At 68.0% G+C, this 17,623-nt stretch carries 18 protein-coding genes; 8 read left to right on the top strand and 10 right to left on the bottom strand.

Annotation, left to right across the window (positions count from 1 at the left end; all coding sequences use genetic code 11):
• Positions 1-15: 15 nt before the first annotated feature.
• From AR539_RS01115 to AR539_RS19250, 5 genes are all read right to left on the bottom strand, one after another.
• Positions 16-1,431: an aspartate ammonia-lyase gene (locus AR539_RS01115; RefSeq protein WP_066431530.1), complete on the bottom strand. Its 1,416-nt coding sequence runs from the start codon at positions 1,429-1,431 to the stop codon at positions 16-18.
• Between the two features lie 8 nt (positions 1,432-1,439).
• On the bottom strand, positions 1,440-2,480 hold the full coding sequence (locus tag AR539_RS01110) for an asparaginase (protein ID WP_066431527.1): 1,041 nt from the start codon (positions 2,478-2,480) through the stop codon (positions 1,440-1,442).
• Between the two features lie 71 nt (positions 2,481-2,551).
• Positions 2,552-3,259, bottom strand: coding sequence for a FadR/GntR family transcriptional regulator (locus AR539_RS01105; RefSeq protein ID WP_066431524.1), 708 nt, complete (start codon positions 3,257-3,259; stop codon positions 2,552-2,554).
• A gap of 106 nt (positions 3,260-3,365) precedes the next feature.
• Positions 3,366-3,971, bottom strand: coding sequence for a DUF305 domain-containing protein (locus AR539_RS01100; protein WP_066431522.1), 606 nt, complete (start codon positions 3,969-3,971; stop codon positions 3,366-3,368).
• Between the two features lie 111 nt (positions 3,972-4,082).
• Complete coding sequence (locus AR539_RS19250; protein ID WP_066431520.1) at positions 4,083-4,604, bottom strand: hypothetical protein; 522 nt, start codon at positions 4,602-4,604, stop codon at positions 4,083-4,085.
• Between the two features lie 320 nt (positions 4,605-4,924).
• Here AR539_RS19250 and AR539_RS01090 point away from each other — a divergent pair, with 320 nt between their 5' ends.
• The 3 genes from AR539_RS01090 (at position 4,925) to AR539_RS01080 (ending at position 6,715) form a co-directional block, all read left to right on the top strand.
• Positions 4,925-5,350: a MarR family winged helix-turn-helix transcriptional regulator gene (locus AR539_RS01090; RefSeq protein WP_442854385.1), complete on the top strand. Its 426-nt coding sequence runs from the start codon at positions 4,925-4,927 to the stop codon at positions 5,348-5,350.
• Positions 5,351-5,453: 103 nt separating this feature from the next.
• Positions 5,454-5,855 (top strand): hypothetical protein, encoded by a 402-nt coding sequence (locus AR539_RS01085; RefSeq protein WP_231728446.1) that lies wholly within the window; start codon positions 5,454-5,456, stop codon positions 5,853-5,855.
• The gene (locus tag AR539_RS01080; RefSeq protein WP_231728445.1) at positions 5,852-6,715 is read left to right on the top strand and encodes a serine/threonine-protein kinase; all 864 of its coding nucleotides are present in this window, start codon (positions 5,852-5,854) and stop codon (positions 6,713-6,715) included. Before AR539_RS01085 ends, AR539_RS01080 begins: the two co-directional genes overlap by 4 nt.
• 21 nt (positions 6,716-6,736) lie before the next feature.
• On the opposite strand, the gene AR539_RS01075 is transcribed toward AR539_RS01080, so the two are convergent.
• The 3 genes from AR539_RS01075 to AR539_RS01065 all read right to left on the bottom strand — a co-directional run bounded on the left by AR539_RS01075 (position 6,737) and on the right by AR539_RS01065 (position 9,239).
• Positions 6,737-7,693 carry an L-lactate dehydrogenase gene (locus AR539_RS01075; protein WP_066431514.1) on the bottom strand — a complete coding sequence of 319 codons (957 nt, stop codon included), beginning with the start codon at positions 7,691-7,693 and terminating at the stop codon, positions 6,737-6,739.
• 17 nt (positions 7,694-7,710) lie between these two features.
• On the bottom strand, positions 7,711-8,454 hold the full coding sequence (locus tag AR539_RS01070; RefSeq protein ID WP_066431511.1) for a glucose 1-dehydrogenase: 744 nt from the start codon (positions 8,452-8,454) through the stop codon (positions 7,711-7,713).
• 167 nt (positions 8,455-8,621) lie between these two features.
• Positions 8,622-9,239: a uracil-DNA glycosylase gene (locus tag AR539_RS01065; RefSeq protein ID WP_066431506.1), complete on the bottom strand. Its 618-nt coding sequence runs from the start codon at positions 9,237-9,239 to the stop codon at positions 8,622-8,624.
• A gap of 204 nt (positions 9,240-9,443) precedes the next feature.
• Between AR539_RS01065 and AR539_RS01060 the strand changes: the two genes are divergently transcribed.
• The 4 genes from AR539_RS01060 to AR539_RS01045 all read left to right on the top strand — a co-directional run bounded on the left by AR539_RS01060 (position 9,444) and on the right by AR539_RS01045 (position 13,827).
• Positions 9,444-9,842 (top strand): GntR family transcriptional regulator, encoded by a 399-nt coding sequence (locus AR539_RS01060; RefSeq protein WP_231728444.1) that lies wholly within the window; start codon positions 9,444-9,446, stop codon positions 9,840-9,842.
• 2 nt (positions 9,843-9,844) lie between these two features.
• Positions 9,845-10,777 carry an ABC transporter ATP-binding protein gene (locus AR539_RS01055; protein ID WP_066431500.1) on the top strand — a complete coding sequence of 311 codons (933 nt, stop codon included), beginning with the start codon at positions 9,845-9,847 and terminating at the stop codon, positions 10,775-10,777.
• Complete coding sequence (locus tag AR539_RS01050) at positions 10,774-11,463, top strand: hypothetical protein (RefSeq protein ID WP_066431498.1); 690 nt, start codon at positions 10,774-10,776, stop codon at positions 11,461-11,463. The genes AR539_RS01055 and AR539_RS01050 overlap by 4 nt, the downstream gene beginning before the upstream one ends.
• A gap of 231 nt (positions 11,464-11,694) precedes the next feature.
• Positions 11,695-13,827, top strand: coding sequence for a beta-glucosidase family protein (locus tag AR539_RS01045; RefSeq protein WP_197410520.1), 2,133 nt, complete (start codon positions 11,695-11,697; stop codon positions 13,825-13,827).
• Here the strand turns inward: AR539_RS01045 and AR539_RS01040 are convergent.
• The gene (locus AR539_RS01040) at positions 13,776-15,392 is read right to left on the bottom strand and encodes an HNH endonuclease signature motif containing protein (protein WP_082699126.1); all 1,617 of its coding nucleotides are present in this window, start codon (positions 15,390-15,392) and stop codon (positions 13,776-13,778) included. The genes AR539_RS01045 and AR539_RS01040 overlap by 52 nt on opposite strands.
• A 98-nt stretch (positions 15,393-15,490) precedes the next feature.
• On the opposite strand from AR539_RS01040, the gene AR539_RS01035 reads away from it, so the two are divergent.
• A complete protein-coding gene (locus AR539_RS01035; protein WP_066431494.1) occupies positions 15,491-16,000 on the top strand; it encodes a hypothetical protein in 510 nt (169 codons plus the stop codon).
• A gap of 7 nt (positions 16,001-16,007) precedes the next feature.
• Here the strand turns inward: AR539_RS01035 and AR539_RS01030 are convergent, their stop codons facing one another.
• Positions 16,008-17,510 carry an amidohydrolase gene (locus tag AR539_RS01030; RefSeq protein ID WP_066431492.1) on the bottom strand — a complete coding sequence of 501 codons (1,503 nt, stop codon included), beginning with the start codon at positions 17,508-17,510 and terminating at the stop codon, positions 16,008-16,010.
• Positions 17,511-17,623: the final 113 nt, after the last annotated feature.

Raw genomic sequence — 17,623 nt, 5'->3', positions numbered from 1 at the left:
GGGTTCGGGAGTGCGCTATTTGCTCAGATTGGCCAGGCGCTGCGGGCTGAGGAGGTCGGTGAGCTGCTCGGCGGTGAGCAGCCCGTGTTCGAGTACGAGTTCCGCGACGCCCTTGCCGGTGGCGAGGGCTTCCTGCGCGATGGCCGTGGCCGTGGCGTAGCCCAGGTGCGGGTTGAGTGCGGTGACAAGTCCGATTGACTGTTCCACCGTGAGGCGTAGGTGTTCGGTGTTGGCGGTGATGCCGCGGACGCAGCGGGCCGTAAGGGTGCGGCAGGCGGATTCCAGGTGGGAGATGCTCTTGTGGAGGCTGTGGACGATGATGGGTTCGAAGGCGTTGAGCTGCAGCTGCCCGGCTTCGGCCGCCATGGTGATGGTGACGTCGTTGCCGATCACCTCATAGGCCACTTGGCTGACCACTTCGGGGATGACGGGGTTGATCTTGCCCGGCATGATCGAGGAACCGGACTGCACGGCCGGGAGGTTGATTTCGCCGAGGCCGGCGCGCGGGCCGGAGGAGAGCAGCCGGAGGTCGTTGCAGATCTTGGACAGTTTCACGGCGACCCGCTTGAGGACGCCGGAGAGGTGCACGAAGGCGCCAACGTCCTGGGTGGCCTCGATCAGGTCTACTGCCGTGACGAGCGGCAGGCCCGTGATGTCGGCCAGGTGCCGGCAGGCGGCCGCGGCGTAGCCTGCCGGTGCGTTGAGCCCGGTACCGATCGCCGTGGCGCCCAGGTTGATTTCGTGGATCAGCAGGTCGGCTTCGGCCAGGCGGAGCCGGTCCTCGCCGATCGTGACGGCGTAGGTGCCAAATTCCTGGCCGAGGGTCATGGGGACGGCGTCCTGCAGTTGGGTGCGACCCATCTTCACCACCGTGCGGAATTCGAGGGCTTTGGCGGCGAAAGCGTCTTCGAGCTCGGTGAGGGCAGCGAGCAGTTCCCGGACGGCGAAGATCGTGCCGAGCTTAACCGCCGTGGGGTAGACGTCGTTGGTGGACTGGCTGAGGTTGACGTGGTCGTTCGGGTGCAGCCGCGCATAGTCGCCCTTCGGGTGTCCGAGGATTTCCAGGGCACGGTTGGCGATGACCTCGTTGGCGTTCATGTTCGATGACGTCCCGGCACCGCCCTGGATGACGTCCACCACGAACTGCTCGCTGAGTTTGCCTTTCATCACGTCGGTGCAGGCTTCCTCGATGGCAGCGGCGCGCCCGGCGTCGAGCAGCCCGAGTTCGTTATTGGTGCGGGCGGCGGCCATTTTGACGGCTGCCAGCCCGCGGACCAAGTACATGTTGGAGGCGAGGGGCTGGCCGGTGATGGGGAAGTTTTCCACGGCCCGGAGGGTGTGGACACCCCAGTAGGCGTCGGCGGGGATGTCCCGGTCGCCCAAGAGGTCGTGTTCGGAGCGGAAGTCTGAAAGTCCGTCGAGGGATGTCATAGCGGTCCTTAGAGTGCGTCGGGGGAGTTGGCGGGCTTGGGGGAGGCAAGGAAATCGACGGCTTGCAGCAGCCCGACGGGCCGGCCACCGCCGAGCACGGGTGCCGGGGCAATGCCCGCCAATGCAGACGTATCGACGTCGAGGGCGGCCAGCAGGTGCACAGTGACAGGCATCCGGGCGCGGTCTCCGCCGTCCGAGATCTTCACGGCAACAGCACGGCCGTCCGGCAGTCCCGCCAGTTGGACGCCTTCGAATCCGTCCTTGGCCAGGAGTCCGGGCACCAGGCGCATCAGCGCGGTGACATCCCGGTCCTCGCCGGCCGCCATCATGGGGTGGCGGCGCATGGCTCCGGCGACGGCGGCTTCCGCGCTGCCGGGCCCGGTTGCCGAGGCCAGCCTGCCGAAGGCCCGGGCCATGCCTCGCAGGGTAAGGGCGAACAGTGGGGTGCCGCAGCCGTCAGTGGACGTGCGCTCCGGTCCCTCGCCGGTCAGGTCCGCGACCGTCCGGGCCACGAGCTGCTGGAGCGGGTGAGTCGGGTCCAGGTATCCCTGGACCGGCCAGCCGGCGACGACGCAGGTGGCGGCCATGGCCGCGTGCTTTCCGGAGCAGTTCTGCGCCAGCCGGGTGGCTTTCCCGCCGCCGGCGACCCATTCCTGGCGCTCGCGGACGCCGTAGGGCAGGTCGGTGCTGTTCTCGAGGTCGGCGGGGGTCAGCCCGTGCATGTCCAGGATGCGCTGTGCGCCGTCGCGGTGGGCGGCGGCCCCGGAGTGGCTGGCGGATGCGAGGGAGAGGAGATGGTCCGGGAGCTTCAGGCCGGCGCGGACCATGGCGACAGCCTGCAGGGGTTTGAGGGCGGAGCGCGGGTAGAACGGGGCGAGGGGCTCGCCGGCGGCCAGCAGGGTCAGGCCGTCCGCCGTGGTGGCGATTGCGGAGCCGTAGTGGACGCTCTCGACGAGGCCGTCGCGGGTCTGGACCGCGAGCGGCGCGTGCTGCGGGAGCGCCTCGGGGGCCAGCGGGGTGGGGAGGTGCGCGAGGGCGGGAGAAATCATTGCGTCCTTTGACGGTGGGGTTGGTTGTCGCGGGTCAAGCCTTGCTGAATCCGCACTTCACGGTGCCGGATTCAAGCGCCTTCAGTGGCGTGGAAAATCGAATCGAGGGCAACGCCCACGGCATGCAGGTGCTGGCTCATGGCGATGCCCGCCGTTGCAGCGTCGCCGGCCTCGATGGCGGCCAGGATGCGCCCGTGTTCCTCGTTGGACGCGTGCCGCCGGTCCGTCACCATATTCAGGGTCTCGGACTGGTGGGCAAGGGCCTCCCGGATGTCGGAGACGACATTTTCGAAGACCTTGTTGCGGCTGGCCCTGGCGATCAGCGCGTGGAAGCTGGAGTCCAGGCCTACCCACACTTCGGGGTCGTCCTCGGCGGACATCGCGGCAACAATGTCCCGCATGGTGTCCAGTTCCTCGGGCGAACGGCGTTCTGCCGCCAGTGCGGCGGCAGGAACCTCGATATGGGGGCGCGCCTCGGTGAGGTCGCGGGCCGAGTATTGGCCAAGGACCAGGTCCTTGGCCACGTGGTCGGAGACAACGAACGTGCCCCGCCCGGTCCTGGTGACGGTCAGCCCCAATGCGGTGCAGGAACGCAAGGCCTCGCGGACCACAGAGCGGCTCACTCCGTACTGCTGGGCGAGAGTGGCCTCGGAGTTCAGCTTGGCCCCGACAGCGAGCTTGCCGGATTCGATTTCGGAGCGGAGGACACTGAAGACCGCTTCGGCCGCGCTAAGGCGGGCGAGAGGCTGTCCTGCTGTCCGGCTGTCTGACAGGTTCATATTTGAAATATGGCAGAGGTCACACCGGGTGTCAACTGTGACGGCGGCCTGATGGCCCAGTACGCCTAGTGCGGAGGCCGCCGTCACAGCGGGCCGTGATCTCCGCTTACCGCAGGGCGGCGAGCAGGTCCTTCATGGCCTGGATCTCTTCCGTCTGGGAGGCCGCGATGTCCTTGCCCAGTTGGATGGCCTCGGCGTTCTTGCCGGAGCGGACCTCGGAGTTCGCCATCTCGACGGCGCCCTCGTGGTGCGCAATCATCTGGCTCAGGAACAGCTTTGCAGCCTCCGCGCCCTCGGCGGCGTCGAGTTTACTGAGATCGTCGCCGCTCATCATGCCGCTCATGGAGTGGCCGCCGGGGGCCTGGGTGGCTTCGTTCCAGACCGTGAGCCAGCCGGTCATCTTCTCGATCTCGGGCGCCTGGGCTTCTTTGATCTGCGTCGCCAGCGCGGTGACCCGGGCATCGATGCCCTGCTTCTTGAGGATGATGCCGCTCATCTCCACGGCCTGGGCGTGGTGCGGAATCATGCCCTGGGCAAACATCGTGTCCGAGCCGTTGTGGTCCGCCGCCGCAGGGGCGGCGCTGGTGCCGGGCATGGACTGGCCCGTGCTGTGGTTCATGCCGGGCATGCTGCTGTCTGCACTGGCGGAGCAGCCTGCCAGGGCAATGGCGGCGGCCACGGCGGTGGCGGAAATCGTCAGGATTTTGTTCATGGAAAATCGCGTCCTTTGGGTGGAATCTGGGGATGGCGCACAGGGGCCACCGTGCGGCGGCCGGCGCCGGAGCGGGCGATGTGCCGGCGGCTTCACGGCACATGTCCAGTCTTACGTCCGGCTGATGGACAGGTCCCCGGGTGTGGGTGTCCCCGGGAGATACGTGGAGCGGGGGAGGAGGTCGGAATGCCCGTCAGCGTGAGGCCGGGCGGTCACCAGCGTGGCCCCCGGCTGCGGGGCGCTGAGGGCAGCGCCAGCCTGCGACGGGGTGCAGTCGACGTGCGCGCCGGGCTGCTCCGTGCAGCCGTTCTGGCAGTCGCACGACGGCGGCACGGCGGTTCCGCTCCCGGCCGCGGCGGCCGGGGCGGCTGATGGATGTTCTGCCGGGTGGTCTGCTTGGTGGTGTTCGGCGGAGCGGGCGTCCGCCGGCGGGGCCGGATGGTGGCCGGCTGGGCGGGTGCCGTGTTCGGCTGCGTGGCTGCCTTCAACGGCGGCCGCGGCGGAGGCATGCGTCCCGTGGGAGCTGGCAAGGACATGCATCCCCAGGAATCCCAGGATGACGGCAAGGACTGCGGCCAGCAGGAAAGCGTGGCGGAGCAGGGCGGCGTGGCGGGCTGCAGTGGCAGCGGGCATCAGGCGCACTCCTTCCGCGTGACTGTGGTCCGGGCAGTTTCCAGAATTCCTAAGGCTACCCGTAGTCAACGCCTGCCGCCGGAGCTGTGTTCCGGGTGTGGGGGCAGCCGCAGCAGCGAAGAAACCCTCTTCGGCGGGAGGCGGAGCATAGTGCTACCATTTTCTACTTAGAACGGCATGCTACTAGACGATCGAAGGAAATGGCGATGAACGCGCACGGTGCTGGCGAGGGCTATTGGTACCCACCATCCCGGGAGCACCGAGCCACTGCGGTCAGCGTCCTCAATGCCCTTCGGGAGTACCGCGCCTCAGAGTCTGCAATGAGGCGCCGGACCCGTTCATCCATGGAAATGGGGGAGTCGGACCTGCTCGCCCTGCGGCTCCTCCTAGAGGCCGAAAGGTCCGGAGCTGCCGTCCAGCCCAAGGAACTTGCGGCGAGGCTGGGCATGACGTCGGCGTCCATGACAGCGCTCGTTGACCGCCTCGTGTCGTCCGGCCACATCACCCGCGAGCCGCACCCGACGGACCGCCGGGCCGTGATCTTGAAGCCGACGACGGGCGCCGATGCGGAAGTCCGCCATACCCTTGGGAACATGCACGCGCGCATGATCGAGGTGGCAGAGTCACTCACGCCGGAGCAGGCCCAGGCGGTCACGGAGTTCCTTCAGTCCATGCGCGACGCGGTTGACCAGATCGACATGCCCCAGGAACTGGTAGGTGCTGGACATTTCCATAAAGCTAGGTAGTCTAGCTAGGTACTAACCTAACTAGCGAGATGAGCCGGAAATGACAGCAGTAGTTGATCGCACCACGTCCCGTTCCTCCGGCGCGCTGCACGCCCAGGGCTCCATGGTCGAGAACCAGATGGGCACTTATCTCGAATCCCCCCGGGCTGGCACCGGGGAGAGCCTTCGCGGCACGGCCGGCAGCCTTGCGCCGGTGCACTGCGGGACTTCGATGGTTTCCGCACCTGTTCCCGTGTCCTCCTTGCCCTTCACCCAGTTCCACACCGGAGAAGACGAGTGGGTTTGCACCTGCGGGTTCCGGCAGAACGCAGATTTCCGGGGAGACCCCTTGGCCGCGGTTCGCGCAGCAGGGGCGCGACTCGAATCTTTGCAGTGGGAGCTGGATGCAGCTGAGTCCGCCTTCGCTTCCGCCGTCCGGGGCGCCGCTTCGGCAGGTGTCGGTACAAAGGCCCTGAGCCTGGAGACCGGCCTGACGTCGATAGAGATTCTCGAAATCCTGCAGTGAAAGCTGGTATCCGTCAGCATCTGACACTTGAGTGCGGGGCTGCCTCCGACGCCCGCATCATCGACCGGCGCTACGTGATGGGCGCCCTGGTCGGGCGCGGGGCGGAGGCCGATGTCTATCAGGCGACAGACCTGGCGAAAGGCGGCACCGCTGCCGTCAAGGTCTTTCGGTCCGAGACAGGAGCGCCGTCGTCGCCGTTTGACCGCGAGGTCGAGCTGCGCGGATGGCTGAACCACGGCAACCTGGCCAAAATGAAGGGCCGCGGGCGGATGCCCGCCGACGGGGGACCAGGTTCAGGCCGGAACTACCTTGCCACCGAGCTGGCGGCGGGGACGGACCTCCGCCGGGCCATCCACGAGGGCAAGGCCACCAGCGCGGTCAGCCTCGACTGGATGAAGGGTGTCACCGCGGCGTTGGCACACATCCACCGCCGGGGCATCGTCCACAATGACGTCAAACCCGCCAACATCATCGTCAGCCCGGCCGGGGAATCCTCACCGCGCGGCAGTGCGAAACTTATCGACTTCGGCATCGCCACCAGTTCGTGGCACCGGCCGAACGCCGCTTCCTCCGGCACGCCGCATTACCTCAGCCCGGAAGCCGTCCACGGGCTCCACACGACAAGTTCCAGCGACATCTACGCCTTGGGACTGGTGATCTTCGAAATGCTGACGGGGATCAAGGCATTCCCCGGCCCGGCTCTTGAATCCATGGTAGCCCGCACCCTCCGGTCCCCGCGGCTGCCCGACACCGTCCTGCGCCGCTGGTCCCGGCTGCTCCACTCCATGACAGAGCCAGACCCTGCCCGGCGGCCCACCGCCTCCGACGTCCAGCGCGCCTTGAGCAAGATCAGCGCGTAACGGCAGGCGCCACGAGCCCCTCTAGATGCCCAGCGTCGCAAGGCTCTGCCGCAGCGTCTCCGCCGAGTGGTGCAGGGAGGCCAGTTCGCCGTCGTCCATGGGGGTGTACAGCACTGCCCGGACGCCGCCGTGGCCCACGATGCTGGGGAGGGACAGGGCTGTGCCGGTGATTCCGTACTGTCCGTCAAGCACGGTGGAAACCGGCAGCACCGCGTTTTCACCGCGCAGCAGCGCCTCCACGATGCGGGCACCGGAGAGGCCGATCGCATAATTCGTGGCGCCTTTGCCGGCGATCACCTTGTAGGCCGCCTGCGTCACTTCCCGCGCGGTGTCGGCGAGGTATTCGGGCGTGAAGACGCGCTCGCCGTCCACCGTCCAGTTGCGGATGGGGACCGGGCCGATCGTGGCGCCGGACCAGACCGGGAACTCGGTGTCGCCGTGCTCGCCCACCATGCTGGCGTGCACGCTGGCGAGGGAGACTCCTGCCCTGTGCGCCAGCAGCCAGCGCAGCCGCGACGTATCGAGCACCGTGCCGGAGGAAAAAATCCGCGACGGCGGCAGCCCGGAGATCTTCTGCGCGGCAACGGTCAGCACGTCGCAGGGGTTGGTCACCAGCACGTAGACGGCGTCCGGTGCGTGCTTGAGCAGTTGCGGCATGAGCTGCTCGAGAATGCGGACGTTGGTTCCGGCAAGGTCCAGGCGCGTCTGGCCCGGCGCCTGTTTGGCCCCGGCGGTGATGACAACGACGTCGGCCCCTTCCGTCGCGGCGATGTCCCCGCCGCCGGTGACAGTGGCCGCCGCGGCCGAGAACTGGGTGCCGTGCGCGAGGTCGAGAACCTCCGCTTCGGCTTTGGCCGCGTTGACGTCAAAGAGGGCGACGCTGCTGGCGGAGCCGCGGATCAGGGCCGCGTAGGCGAGGGACGAGCCCACGCTGCCGGCGCCGACGATGGCCAGTTTTGAGCCGGGATTCTGGGACATGGGCTTGTGCTTTCTTGTCAGGCCGGGGGCGGGGCAACGGAGCCGGCCGTCTCGCCGCCGTCAATTACGAACTCGGCGCCCGTGACAAACGAGGATTCGTCGGCTGCCAGGTACACCGCCAGGTCCGCGATCTCCGTGGGCTGTCCGGTCCGGTGCAGGGGGACATGTCCGGTGTCGAAGGTCATGCCGGCGGTCATAGGCGTTTCGATGACGCCGGGGTGCACCGAGTTGACCCGGATCCCGGAGCCGCCGAGGTCCAGGGCGGCACTCTTAGTCAGGCCCCGGACGCCGAATTTCGACGCCGTGTAGCCGGAGAGGTTCTCGTAACCGCGGAGGCCCGCGATCGAGGAGACGTTGATGATGGATGCGGTGCCCGCCTTTGCCATCGCCGGCGCGGCCGCCTTGATGCCGTTGAAGACGCCGGTGAGGTTCACATCGATGATCCGGGCCCAGTCCTCGTGCGGAAACTCGTCGATCCGGCCGAAGTTCACAATGCCGGCGTTGTTGACCAGGATGCTGAGGCCGCCGAAAGCCGAGACTGCCTCGCTCACCGCCGCATCCCAGTCCGCAGGCCTGGTCACGTCGAGGTGGACGTAGCGCACTCCGTCGCCGAGCCGGGCAGCCAGCTGACGGCCGTCGTCGTCCAGTACATCCCCGGCGACAACGTTGGCACCTTCTTCGAGGAACCGCCGCGCAATGGCGGCGCCGATGCCGCGCGCACCGCCGCTGACCAGTGCCACCTTGCCGTCCAACCGTCCCATCGCGGGTCCTCTCGGGAGCGAGCCTGCCTGGGGACGCGGACGTCCGGGCTCGGCTCCAAGCTCACCAAGGACAGCGGGGCTTGGGCAGGGCCGTTGGACCCTACGGGGTAGCTCCAGGCCGGACAGCACGATGGCGGCCTGGCAGCCGCCGTCGTGCGTGCATCAGGTCAGAGGTGCTGGATGCCCGCCCGCTGCATGGCGTCCTTGTAGACCTCGACGTTCTTGCCGAGGAGTTCCTCCTGCTTGGCGGGGGAGACGGCGAAAGCGCGGCCGCCCAGGGCGGTGGCCTTGTAGATCTTCACGCCGCGGTTCTTCAGGGAGGAGTGGTACGTCTTCTCGAAGAGCGTGAGGAAGGAGTGGGCGTCGGCGCCGTGGGCGATGATGGCGGACACCCGCTTGTTGATCTTGAGGAACTGGCGGAAGGGCCGCAGGCCGTCGGTCTTTTCCTGCACGTTCAGGGCGGAGGGAAGATCGGCGTCGCGGACCCAGGGGTAGGCGTTCCACGGCATCACGTAGCGGGGGTCCAGCTCCACCGCCTCGTAGATTGAGGTGGCACGGCGGGCAGTCTCGTCCTCGTTGAAGTGGGAGACAAAGCCCGACTCGCAGCCCTTGCCCGGGGCGATGTGCAGGCTGACGATCCGGCATTCGTCCTCGTCATGGACGGGATCGATGTACGGAACAACCGACCCCGGCTTCTTTTCCATCAGTTCGTCGCAAAGCTGCGTTACGGCGGCGATGTTCGGTTCCTGCAGCAGCGTCTTCTTCTCGTCCCAGTCAATCGTCACGATTTCTCCCTCAGCACTTGGCGTCCAGAATCAGGCGTCTCGTTCCACTCTACGCTTCCGGCCGGGACGGCGTTTTTCGGCGTCGGATTGCGGCGCTGGGTCTGGGGTCCGGATCCTTGCGGACAGCTGGCTTATGTGGTTAGCTACATGAGTAATGAACCAACAGGCCGGGTTGCCCGGCCATCCACGAAAGGGCGGCCCGCGGTGCTTGACGACTCCCGTCCGATTTTTCTTCAGATCGCAGAGCTGATTGAGGGTGACATCGTGGCCGGCGCCCTGGCGGAAGAGGCCCAGGCGCCGTCCACCAACGAATTCGCCGCGTTCTACCGGATCAACCCCGCCACTGCGGCCAAGGGGATCAACAAACTCGTCGACGAGGGAATTCTTTACAAGAAAAGGGGGATCGGCATGTTCGTGGCCACAGGAGCACGGACCCGGTTGCTGGAACGGCGGCGGGAAGAGTTCTTCCACGACTTCGTCCAGCCGCTCACCCGGGAAGCGCGCAGGCTCGGCATCAGCGCCGACGCGCTGGCCGACATGATCAACCGCAGTAACTCAGATCCCGTACTAACGGAAAGGAGCGCGGGACGGTGGATGCACTAACGTTGCCGCCGGTCATCGAACTGACGGGCGTCACCAAACGCTACAAAGACACAAAGGCCGTTGACGGAGTCACCCTCCGCATCGACGGAGGCAAGATCTACGGCCTGCTGGGGCGGAACGGCGCCGGCAAGACAACCCTGATGTCCATTCTTACCGCCCAGGACCCGGAGACGTCGGGCACCGTCCGGGTCTTCGGCCAGCACCCCTACGAAAACGACGCCGTCCTGTCGCGGATGTGCTTCATCAGGGAATCGCAGAAGTACCCCGGGGACTTCACACCCGCCCAGGCGTTCAAGTCGGCGTCCCTGTTCTTCGCCAACTGGGACCAGGATTTCGCGGACCGTTTGGTGGAGGAATTCGCCCTGCCGCTCAAGCGCCGCATCAAGAAGCTCTCCCGCGGGCAGTTGTCCGCCGTCGGCGTCGTTATCGGACTCGCGGCGCGTGCCGAGCTGACATTCTTCGATGAGCCATATCTGGGGCTCGACGCCTTCGCCCGGCAGATCTTCTATGACCGGCTGGTCGAGGACTACTCGCGCCACCCGCGCACCATCATCCTTTCCTCGCACCTCATCGACGAGGTGGCCAACCTGCTCGAACACGTCCTCCTGATTGACCAGGGGCGGATCATCCTGGACGACGACGCCGAGAACATCCGCGGCTCGGCCGTCACCGTCACCGGCGAGGAGACAAACGTGGCCGCGTTCACCGCCGGGCGGACTGTGCTGCACCGGGAGCGGCTGGGATCGCTGGCGTCCGTGACCATGGAGGCGCGTCTCGGCAGCGCGGACCGTGCCCGGGCCGCGGATCTGGGACTGGAACTGTCCCCGGTGTCCCTGCAGCAGTTCGTCGTCCGGAAGACGACCGCGGCGGCCGGCCGAGCCGGCGTCGAACCCCGCACAGTAACGGAGCCATCAGAACTGGAGGTGGCGCCATGAACCGCGCCGTGAGTGTCGCCCGCATGCAGCTGATCAACAAGTGGACGTTCCTGGGGATCCCGGCGCTGATCATCGCCGGCAGCTTTGCCCTGACATATGCCATCTGGCTCATACTTCCGAGCGATGCGGACACCCGCGTTTCCGGAGCCGCGCAGTCAGTGGTCTGGTACTTCCTGGCGCTCGGCATCCAGTCGCTGACCTACACGTTCCCCTTCTCGCAGGCCATGAGCGTCAGCCGCCGCACGTTCTTCATCGGCACCACCGGGCTGTTCGCCGTCGTGGCCCTGGGCATCAGCCTGCTCTACTTTGTGCTGGGCCGTGTGGAACTGGCGACCAACGGCTGGGGCCAGAACGGGCAGCTCTATTTCCTGGGGTGGGCGGCTGAGAGCCCGGCCGCCGTCCAAATCCTGTTCAATTTCCTCGTGATGCTGGCCCTCTACATGACCGGTTTCTGGTTTGCCACCGTGTACAAGCGGTGGCGGGCCACGGGGATGCTGGTGGCCTGGAGCATCATCGCGGTAGTGCTGGTGGGCCTGATCGCACTCGCTGGCTGGCAGGGCTGGTGGCCGCAGGTGGGTGCCTGGTTCGCGGCCCAGACGCCACTGAGCGTCAGCGGCTGGACGGCGCTCCTCTGCGCAGCGCTCGCTGTGGGCTCGTACCTGACCCTGCGCCGGGCAACCCCCTGACAGGATCGGGCCGGGGCCGGCAGGTCCGCGGTAGGGCAAAGGTCCCGGAAACCGGGACCTTTGCCCTACCCATGTCCGCCGCCCGGGCGTACGCTTAAAGCGCCTGCAGGTAGCCGTCAGATTTGCTCGGGTCGTTCAGGACATTCAGTTGTCCGGGCCAGCTCATAGCGAGATCGCGAAGGTACCTGCAGGCTTTGTGTGCGCGGACAATTGCCCGAAGGCAGGCCAGGCGTGAACTCTGAAGCGATGGAACGGGCCCGGGCTGTCGAAGCCCAGTTGACGGACGATGAGCGTTTCTCGCTTCTCATCAGTGTCATGGGCACCAACGAGGTCCTCAAAGACAAGGACCCGCGCATCCCCGACGGTGTCCCGATGAGCGCCGGCTATACGCCCGGCATCCCGCGCCTGGGCATCCCCGCGCTGCTGATGAGCGATGCGAGCCTGGGCGTGACCAACCCCGGTTACCGGGAGGGAGACACCGCCACCGCGCTCCCGGCGTCGATTGCCCTTGGGGCCACCTTCAACCCTGAACTCGCCCGCCGGTCCGGGCGACTGGTGGGCCGGGAGGCCCGCAGCAAAGGACTCAACGTCCAGCTGGCCGGCGGCCTCAACCTGCACCGCGACCCGCGCAACGGCCGGAATTTCGAGTACCTGTCCGAGGACCCCTGGCTCACCGGGGTGCTGGGCGCGGAGTCGGTCAAAGGCATCCAGGGCGAACAGGTCATCTCCACGGTCAAGCACTTCTCCCTGAACTGCAACGAAACGAACCGGCACTGGCTGGACGCCGTCATCGATCCCGCCGCGCACCGGGAATCCGACCTGCTCGCGTTCGAGATCGCCATCGAGCGTGCCCGGCCCGGCTCGGTCATGACGGGGTACAACAAGGTCAACGGCACCTACGCCGGCGGCAACAGGACACTGCTCCAGGACATCCTGAAGGGCGCCTGGGGCTTCCCCGGCTGGGTAATGTCCGATTGGGGCGCGACGCCGGGCTGGGACTTCGCGCTGCAGGGCCAGGACCAGGAATCCGGCGCCCAGATCGACGTCATGATGTGGGGGAAGGAGCCATTCACCTCCCCGCTGCGCGACGCCTACGCCGCAGGGGAATTCCCCAAGGAACGTCTCTCCGGGATGGTGCGGCGCATTCTCTACGCCATCTTCGACGTCGGCATTGACCGCTGGGAGGGAACGCCCGACGTCGACCTGGCTGCCCACGCCGACATTGCGCTTGAGACGGCACGGCAGGGGATCGTTTTGCTGAAGAACGACGGCGTGCTCCCGCTGCAGCCGCCGTCTGCCGGGGGTGCGCCCCTCAAGATCGCGGTGATCGGAGGACATGCCCAGCTGGGAGTTCCGATCGGGGCCGGATCAAGTGCCGTGGCGCCGCCAGGCGGCTACGCCGAAGTCCACACAGTGGGCGGCCCGGGCATCATGGGCAGCATGCGGAACCTCTACCTGCTGCCGTCCTCGCCGCTGGCAGAACTGCAGCGGCTGCTGCCCGATGCCGCGATTGAATACGACCCCGGGATGAGCCCGGCCGAGGCAGCATTGCTGGCGCGGCGCTGCGACGTGGCCCTTGTTTTCGGTATCCGATTGGAGGGTGAAGGCTACGACAACGCGGACCTGTCCCTGCCATGGGGCCAGGATGCCGTGATCGAGGCCGTCGCGGACGCCAACCCGGCCACCGTGGTGGTCCTCGAGACCGGCAATCCCGTCGCGATGCCGTGGCTTCCGAAGGTCCGCGCCGTTCTCGCGGCCTGGTATCCCGGCCAGTGCGGCGGGCGGGCCATCGCGGAAATCCTCACCGGAGCCGTCAACCCGTCCGGGAAACTCCCGCTGACCTTCCCTGTAGGCCTGGACCAGACACCCCGGCCGGAGCTGCCGGGGCTCGGCACGCCGTGGGGGACTCCGACGACCATCACCTACAACGAGGGATCCGACGTCGGTTACCGCTGGTTCGCCAGGACGGGGCACCGGCCGCTCTTCGCGTTCGGCCACGGACTCAGCTACACCCGCTTCGAGTACGCAGACCTGTCGGTGACACACCGGGGTGTGGTGCGGGCTGAGTTCACCATAACCAATGCGGGCCAACGGCGTGGGGCCGACGTTCCGCAGCTGTATCTCCTTGAGGAACCTGCCGGTCCCCGGATGCGCCTGCTCGGCTTTGAACGCGTGGACCTTGAGCCCGGCGAATCACGGACCGTCACGCTGGATGTTGATCCGAGGCTGCCGGCTTCCTTCGACACGGACCGCGGGCAATGGCACATCTCCGCCGGCAGCTACCGCCTGGCGCTGGGCCACTCCGCCGGCAACTACGCCTTAGAGGCCGACGTGACCCTGCCGGAGAAGTGGTTCGGGAGGTAGCGTGCCTTGGCGCGGTGCCGGAGTCTGCGTCGGTGACGGCTCGTATCTCCGGTGCCTGGCATCGGCGCAGCCGTGTCAGGCAGGGCCGGGCCGGTGTGTGGGGTGCCGGTCAGGGGTGTGCCGGGGAGGGGTGGTGCGGTGGAGTGGTAGGTGTGGCCGGTGGGGGTGGTGACTTGAAGGGTGTGTCTGGGGCCGGGGCGTGGCCTGACGGTCCAGCGGGGGGTTTCTTTGGTGTGGTTGCAGGCTTCGCAGAGTCCGGCGCCGTTGCCGGCGTTGGTGGGGCCGCCGTTGTGCCAGGGGACGATGTGGTCCAGGTGCCGGATGGGCGCGTCGCAGTAGGGGGTGCGGCAGGTGTCGTCCCGGGCGGTGATGAAGCGGCGGAGCCCTGGCGGGAAGAGCCGGGCCCGGGAGTCGAGGGCGACAAGTTCCCCGGTGCCGGGCGCGGTGTAGAGTCGCCGGAGCCAGAGGGTCAGGTCCGCGCCGTTTTGCGTCGGCGGTCCCGCGTCGGTTCCGGCTTCCGGTCCCGCCTCGGTTCCTGTTTCCGTTCCCGGTGGGGGTGCAGCGTTGGGTCCCGCTTCCGGTTGGGCGCCGGCGAGGAGTTTTCGGGTCCAGCCGGCGGGGACGATGCCGTAGCCGGGGAGGCGGGCGGGTTCCGCGTCTCCCTTCAGGAGGGTGCGGTCGGTCATGATGAGCTGGATTTCGATGCCGGTGATCCCGCCGGGGGTGCCGGTGGTCCGTTCGACGAGGGCGTCGGCTTTGAGCTGCCCGCGGGTGCGGGGGTCTCCCGCGGCGCGGGCGCTGTCGGCATGCCGGGTCAGGGCGGCGTACACGGCGACCCCGGCGGCGGCGGGCAGCAGGGCGGTGAGGTAGCACATGGTGTCCGGGGCCGGGCGGAGGGTCACGGTCCGTTCGGTCGCGGCGTGGGCGGCACGCTGGGTGACGGTGCGCGGGTCCCGCCGGTACGCCGCAGCCCGGGCCGCGGCGATGATCGTCCGGTCACCGGCGCCGTCGAACGTGCCCGTGTCCGCGGCGAGTTCCTCATCGACGGCGGCCCGGTCCGCCGCGGTCAGCGCCGCTGTTTCCTTCACGATCAGGGTGGCGCGCCATTCGTTGACCTGCCCGGTCTCCAGCGCCGCCAACGTGCGGGGCATTTCGGTGACCATGGCTTTGGCCAGGCCCAGGAGCCGGCCGCCCTTGGCCGGGGATTCGCGCCGGGCCAGCGCAATCTGTGCCGCGACTCCGGCGCCGAGTTCGTCCGCCGGCATCCCGGCGGCGGCCTGTTCGCGGCGCTGGAGCAGGTCAAACTCGACAGACAGCCGCGCCTGCCGGGCCGACAGGGCAGACTTCTCATCCTCGAGTTCGCGGATCTCAGCAATCAACCCAGCCCCGGACGACTGGGCCCCTTCCAGCCCCGGCAGCTGAGGGTCTTCCGGCCAAACCCCGCTTGGCTCGCCCGCTCCCGGACCCGTCGGGTCCGGACGGATGACGGCCACCCCCGGCACGTCCGCGATCGCCGTATCTGGTACCGCTCGGGGAGCCAATCCGGGCTCCTGCTCGCCGTTCATGGATTCAAACTATCGGGCACCACCGACATTTTTCGCGGCCGCCGGAACCGGTTCTTCCGTAAGCTTTGTAGGAACGCTCCGCTCGACCCAAGGACCCCATGCCCATCAACAGACTGTCGCTGAAACAGGACGGGTTTACCGGATTCCGGGCGCTCGGGGACCTGGAGATCAACCGGATCCCGCAGAAGCCAGGGATTTTCGCCGTGCTGCAGCCCGAGGGTTTCCAGCCGCAGTTCCTGGCCCGGAGCACAGCCGGCGTCTTCAAGAAAAAGGATCCCACCCTCAAGCCGGATATCCTCGCCGCTGAATGGGTCGACGGCGCCGACATCCTCTACGTGGGCAAGGCAGGCCCGGGCAGCAAGGGCAACCGCGGCCTCCGCCGCCAGATCCAGGAATTCGTCGACTTCGGCCAGGGCAAGCCGCCCGGCCACTGGGACGGCCGGCTCATCTGGCAGCTCGCCGCCGCCAACAAGCTGGTCATCGCGTGGAAAGAACTGCCCGTCGAGCAGCTGAACGCGGCCGAAGCCGGCTGCCACGCAGCGTTCGTGGAGGAGTACGGCAGGCTGCCGTTTGCCAACCTTGTCCAAGCGCGGATCAAAGGCAGCTAGGTACGGCTTAGAGTCCGCCCCGGAACGTAAACCGCCCCGCCACCAGCGTGGCGGCCACCGGCATAGCCGCGAACCGTGCGTCCGAAACTGCCAGCGGGTCGGCGTCGAGCACGGCGAGGTCCGCCGGATCGCCCGCCCGGACTGTGCCCCGCCCGCGCGTTGACGCCGTCAAGGCTTCCTGCCGGGTGAGGGCCTGCTCCGGGTGCCAGGGCCCGCGCCCGTCCTGGCGCGACCGGGTGGTGGCCGCCGACATCGCAGTCCACGGCTCCAGCGGCGCCACGGGCGCATCGGAGCCCAGCGCCAGTGTCGCCCCGGCCGCCAGCAGCGACCGCAGCGGGAACGCCCGGTCCGTGCGGCCCGCCCAATTGGAATCGGCGGCATCGCGGTCGTCCAGGGCGTGGGCGGGCTGGACGCTGGCGGTCAGGCCCAGCTGGCCAAAACGGGCGAAGTCCTCGCTCCGGACAAACTGGGCATGCTCAATCCGGCCGGCGATCCCCGCCTCCGCAAACGCATCCAGCGCCACCTCGTTGGCGGCGTCGCCGATCGCATGTACCGCCGGCACGAAGCCGGACTCCCGGGCCCGGACCAGCAGCTCCAGGAGGTCCGCCTCACTGACAGTGAGCAGGCCGCGGCCGCCATGCGGATACGGGTCCACGCAATACGCCGTGCGGGTGTTCAGCGAGCCGTCGATCAGCACCTTGAGCGGCCCCACCCGCAGCAGCCCCGCCCCGCCGTCGAGCTCCTGACCGGTCCGCATGCCGGCCGCAACGGCGCGGTCCAGGTCCTGCGGGTAGACCCCTGCCTCCACACGGAAGGCCTCGAAGCCGCCAGCCACGCGGCGCAGCCACACGTCGCGGTTCCATGTCATTTCGAAATCGACAATCCCCACGATCCCGCGGGCGGCGGCCGTTTGCGCGGACTCCTGCACCCATTCGTCCACCACTTCGTCCGGAAGTTTTCCCAGCTCCCGGGTCAGAGCAAAGGCCGGTTCCTCGCGCAGCAGCCCGGAGGAATCCACTGCCACGCCGTACCGCGAGGCGGCCGCGCTGTTGAGCCAGACGCAGTGCAGGTCATGGCTCAGCAGCGCCGTCGGCACCCCGCCGGTGGCGCCGTCGAGCAGCGCCAGGCTGGGAACATCGGCCCAGACAGCGTCCCGGAAGCCGACGCCCACCACTGTCAGTCCGTCGCCGCCGTCGCGCCCCGCCATCTGGGAATGTACGACGGCGGCCGCCTCGCCCGCCGATCCGGCGCCGGAGAGATCGATCCGGTTGGCGGCGAGGGCCCACTGCGTCATGTGGACATGCTCATCCCACAGACCCGGAATGAGGTACCGGCCGTCAAGGTCCAGCACCTGCGCGCCCGGCGCCGCCGTGCCCGCCGCCTCACCCGCCGTCGCGATCCGCGCCACCACGCCGTCCACCACGTGCACGTCGTACAGGGCAGTCCCGCCGGGCAGCCGCACTGAGGCGAGCAGGAGGTGGTTCGCAGGATCGGCATCAGTCGCAGGCATACGAAACAGGCTAGGGGCCGGCAGCTGCAGCGCCAATCCGGACGCGCCGGAGCAGCGGCCGGCCGCCCCACCCGGGACTTTCGCCCCTTGCCCCGGCAACGCACACCATCCAA

The organism is Arthrobacter sp. EPSL27 (assembly GCF_001512305.1).
Classification (GTDB): domain Bacteria; phylum Actinomycetota; class Actinomycetes; order Actinomycetales; family Micrococcaceae; genus Arthrobacter.
This window is presented reverse-complemented; position numbering and strand designations above follow the sequence as displayed.

Coding starts and splice junctions, on each gene's coding strand:
- AR539_RS01115 (WP_066431530.1), bottom strand. CDS start 1,431: ATGACATCCCTCGACGGACTTTCAGACTTCCGCTCCGAACACGACCTC.
- AR539_RS01110 (WP_066431527.1), bottom strand. CDS start 2,480: ATGATTTCTCCCGCCCTCGCGCACCTCCCCACCCCGCTGGCCCCCGAG.
- AR539_RS01105 (WP_066431524.1), bottom strand. CDS start 3,259: ATGAACCTGTCAGACAGCCGGACAGCAGGACAGCCTCTCGCCCGCCTT.
- AR539_RS01100 (WP_066431522.1), bottom strand. CDS start 3,971: ATGAACAAAATCCTGACGATTTCCGCCACCGCCGTGGCCGCCGCCATT.
- AR539_RS19250 (WP_066431520.1), bottom strand. CDS start 4,604: ATGCCCGCTGCCACTGCAGCCCGCCACGCCGCCCTGCTCCGCCACGCT.
- AR539_RS01090 (WP_442854385.1), top strand. CDS start 4,925: ATGAGGCGCCGGACCCGTTCATCCATGGAAATGGGGGAGTCGGACCTG.
- AR539_RS01085 (WP_231728446.1), top strand. CDS start 5,454: ATGGTCGAGAACCAGATGGGCACTTATCTCGAATCCCCCCGGGCTGGC.
- AR539_RS01075 (WP_066431514.1), bottom strand. CDS start 7,693: ATGTCCCAGAATCCCGGCTCAAAACTGGCCATCGTCGGCGCCGGCAGC.
- AR539_RS01070 (WP_066431511.1), bottom strand. CDS start 8,454: ATGGGACGGTTGGACGGCAAGGTGGCACTGGTCAGCGGCGGTGCGCGC.
- AR539_RS01050 (WP_066431498.1), top strand. CDS start 10,774: ATGAACCGCGCCGTGAGTGTCGCCCGCATGCAGCTGATCAACAAGTGG.
- AR539_RS01040 (WP_082699126.1), bottom strand. CDS start 15,392: ATGAACGGCGAGCAGGAGCCCGGATTGGCTCCCCGAGCGGTACCAGAT.
- AR539_RS01035 (WP_066431494.1), top strand. CDS start 15,491: ATGCCCATCAACAGACTGTCGCTGAAACAGGACGGGTTTACCGGATTC.
- AR539_RS01030 (WP_066431492.1), bottom strand. CDS start 17,510: ATGCCTGCGACTGATGCCGATCCTGCGAACCACCTCCTGCTCGCCTCA.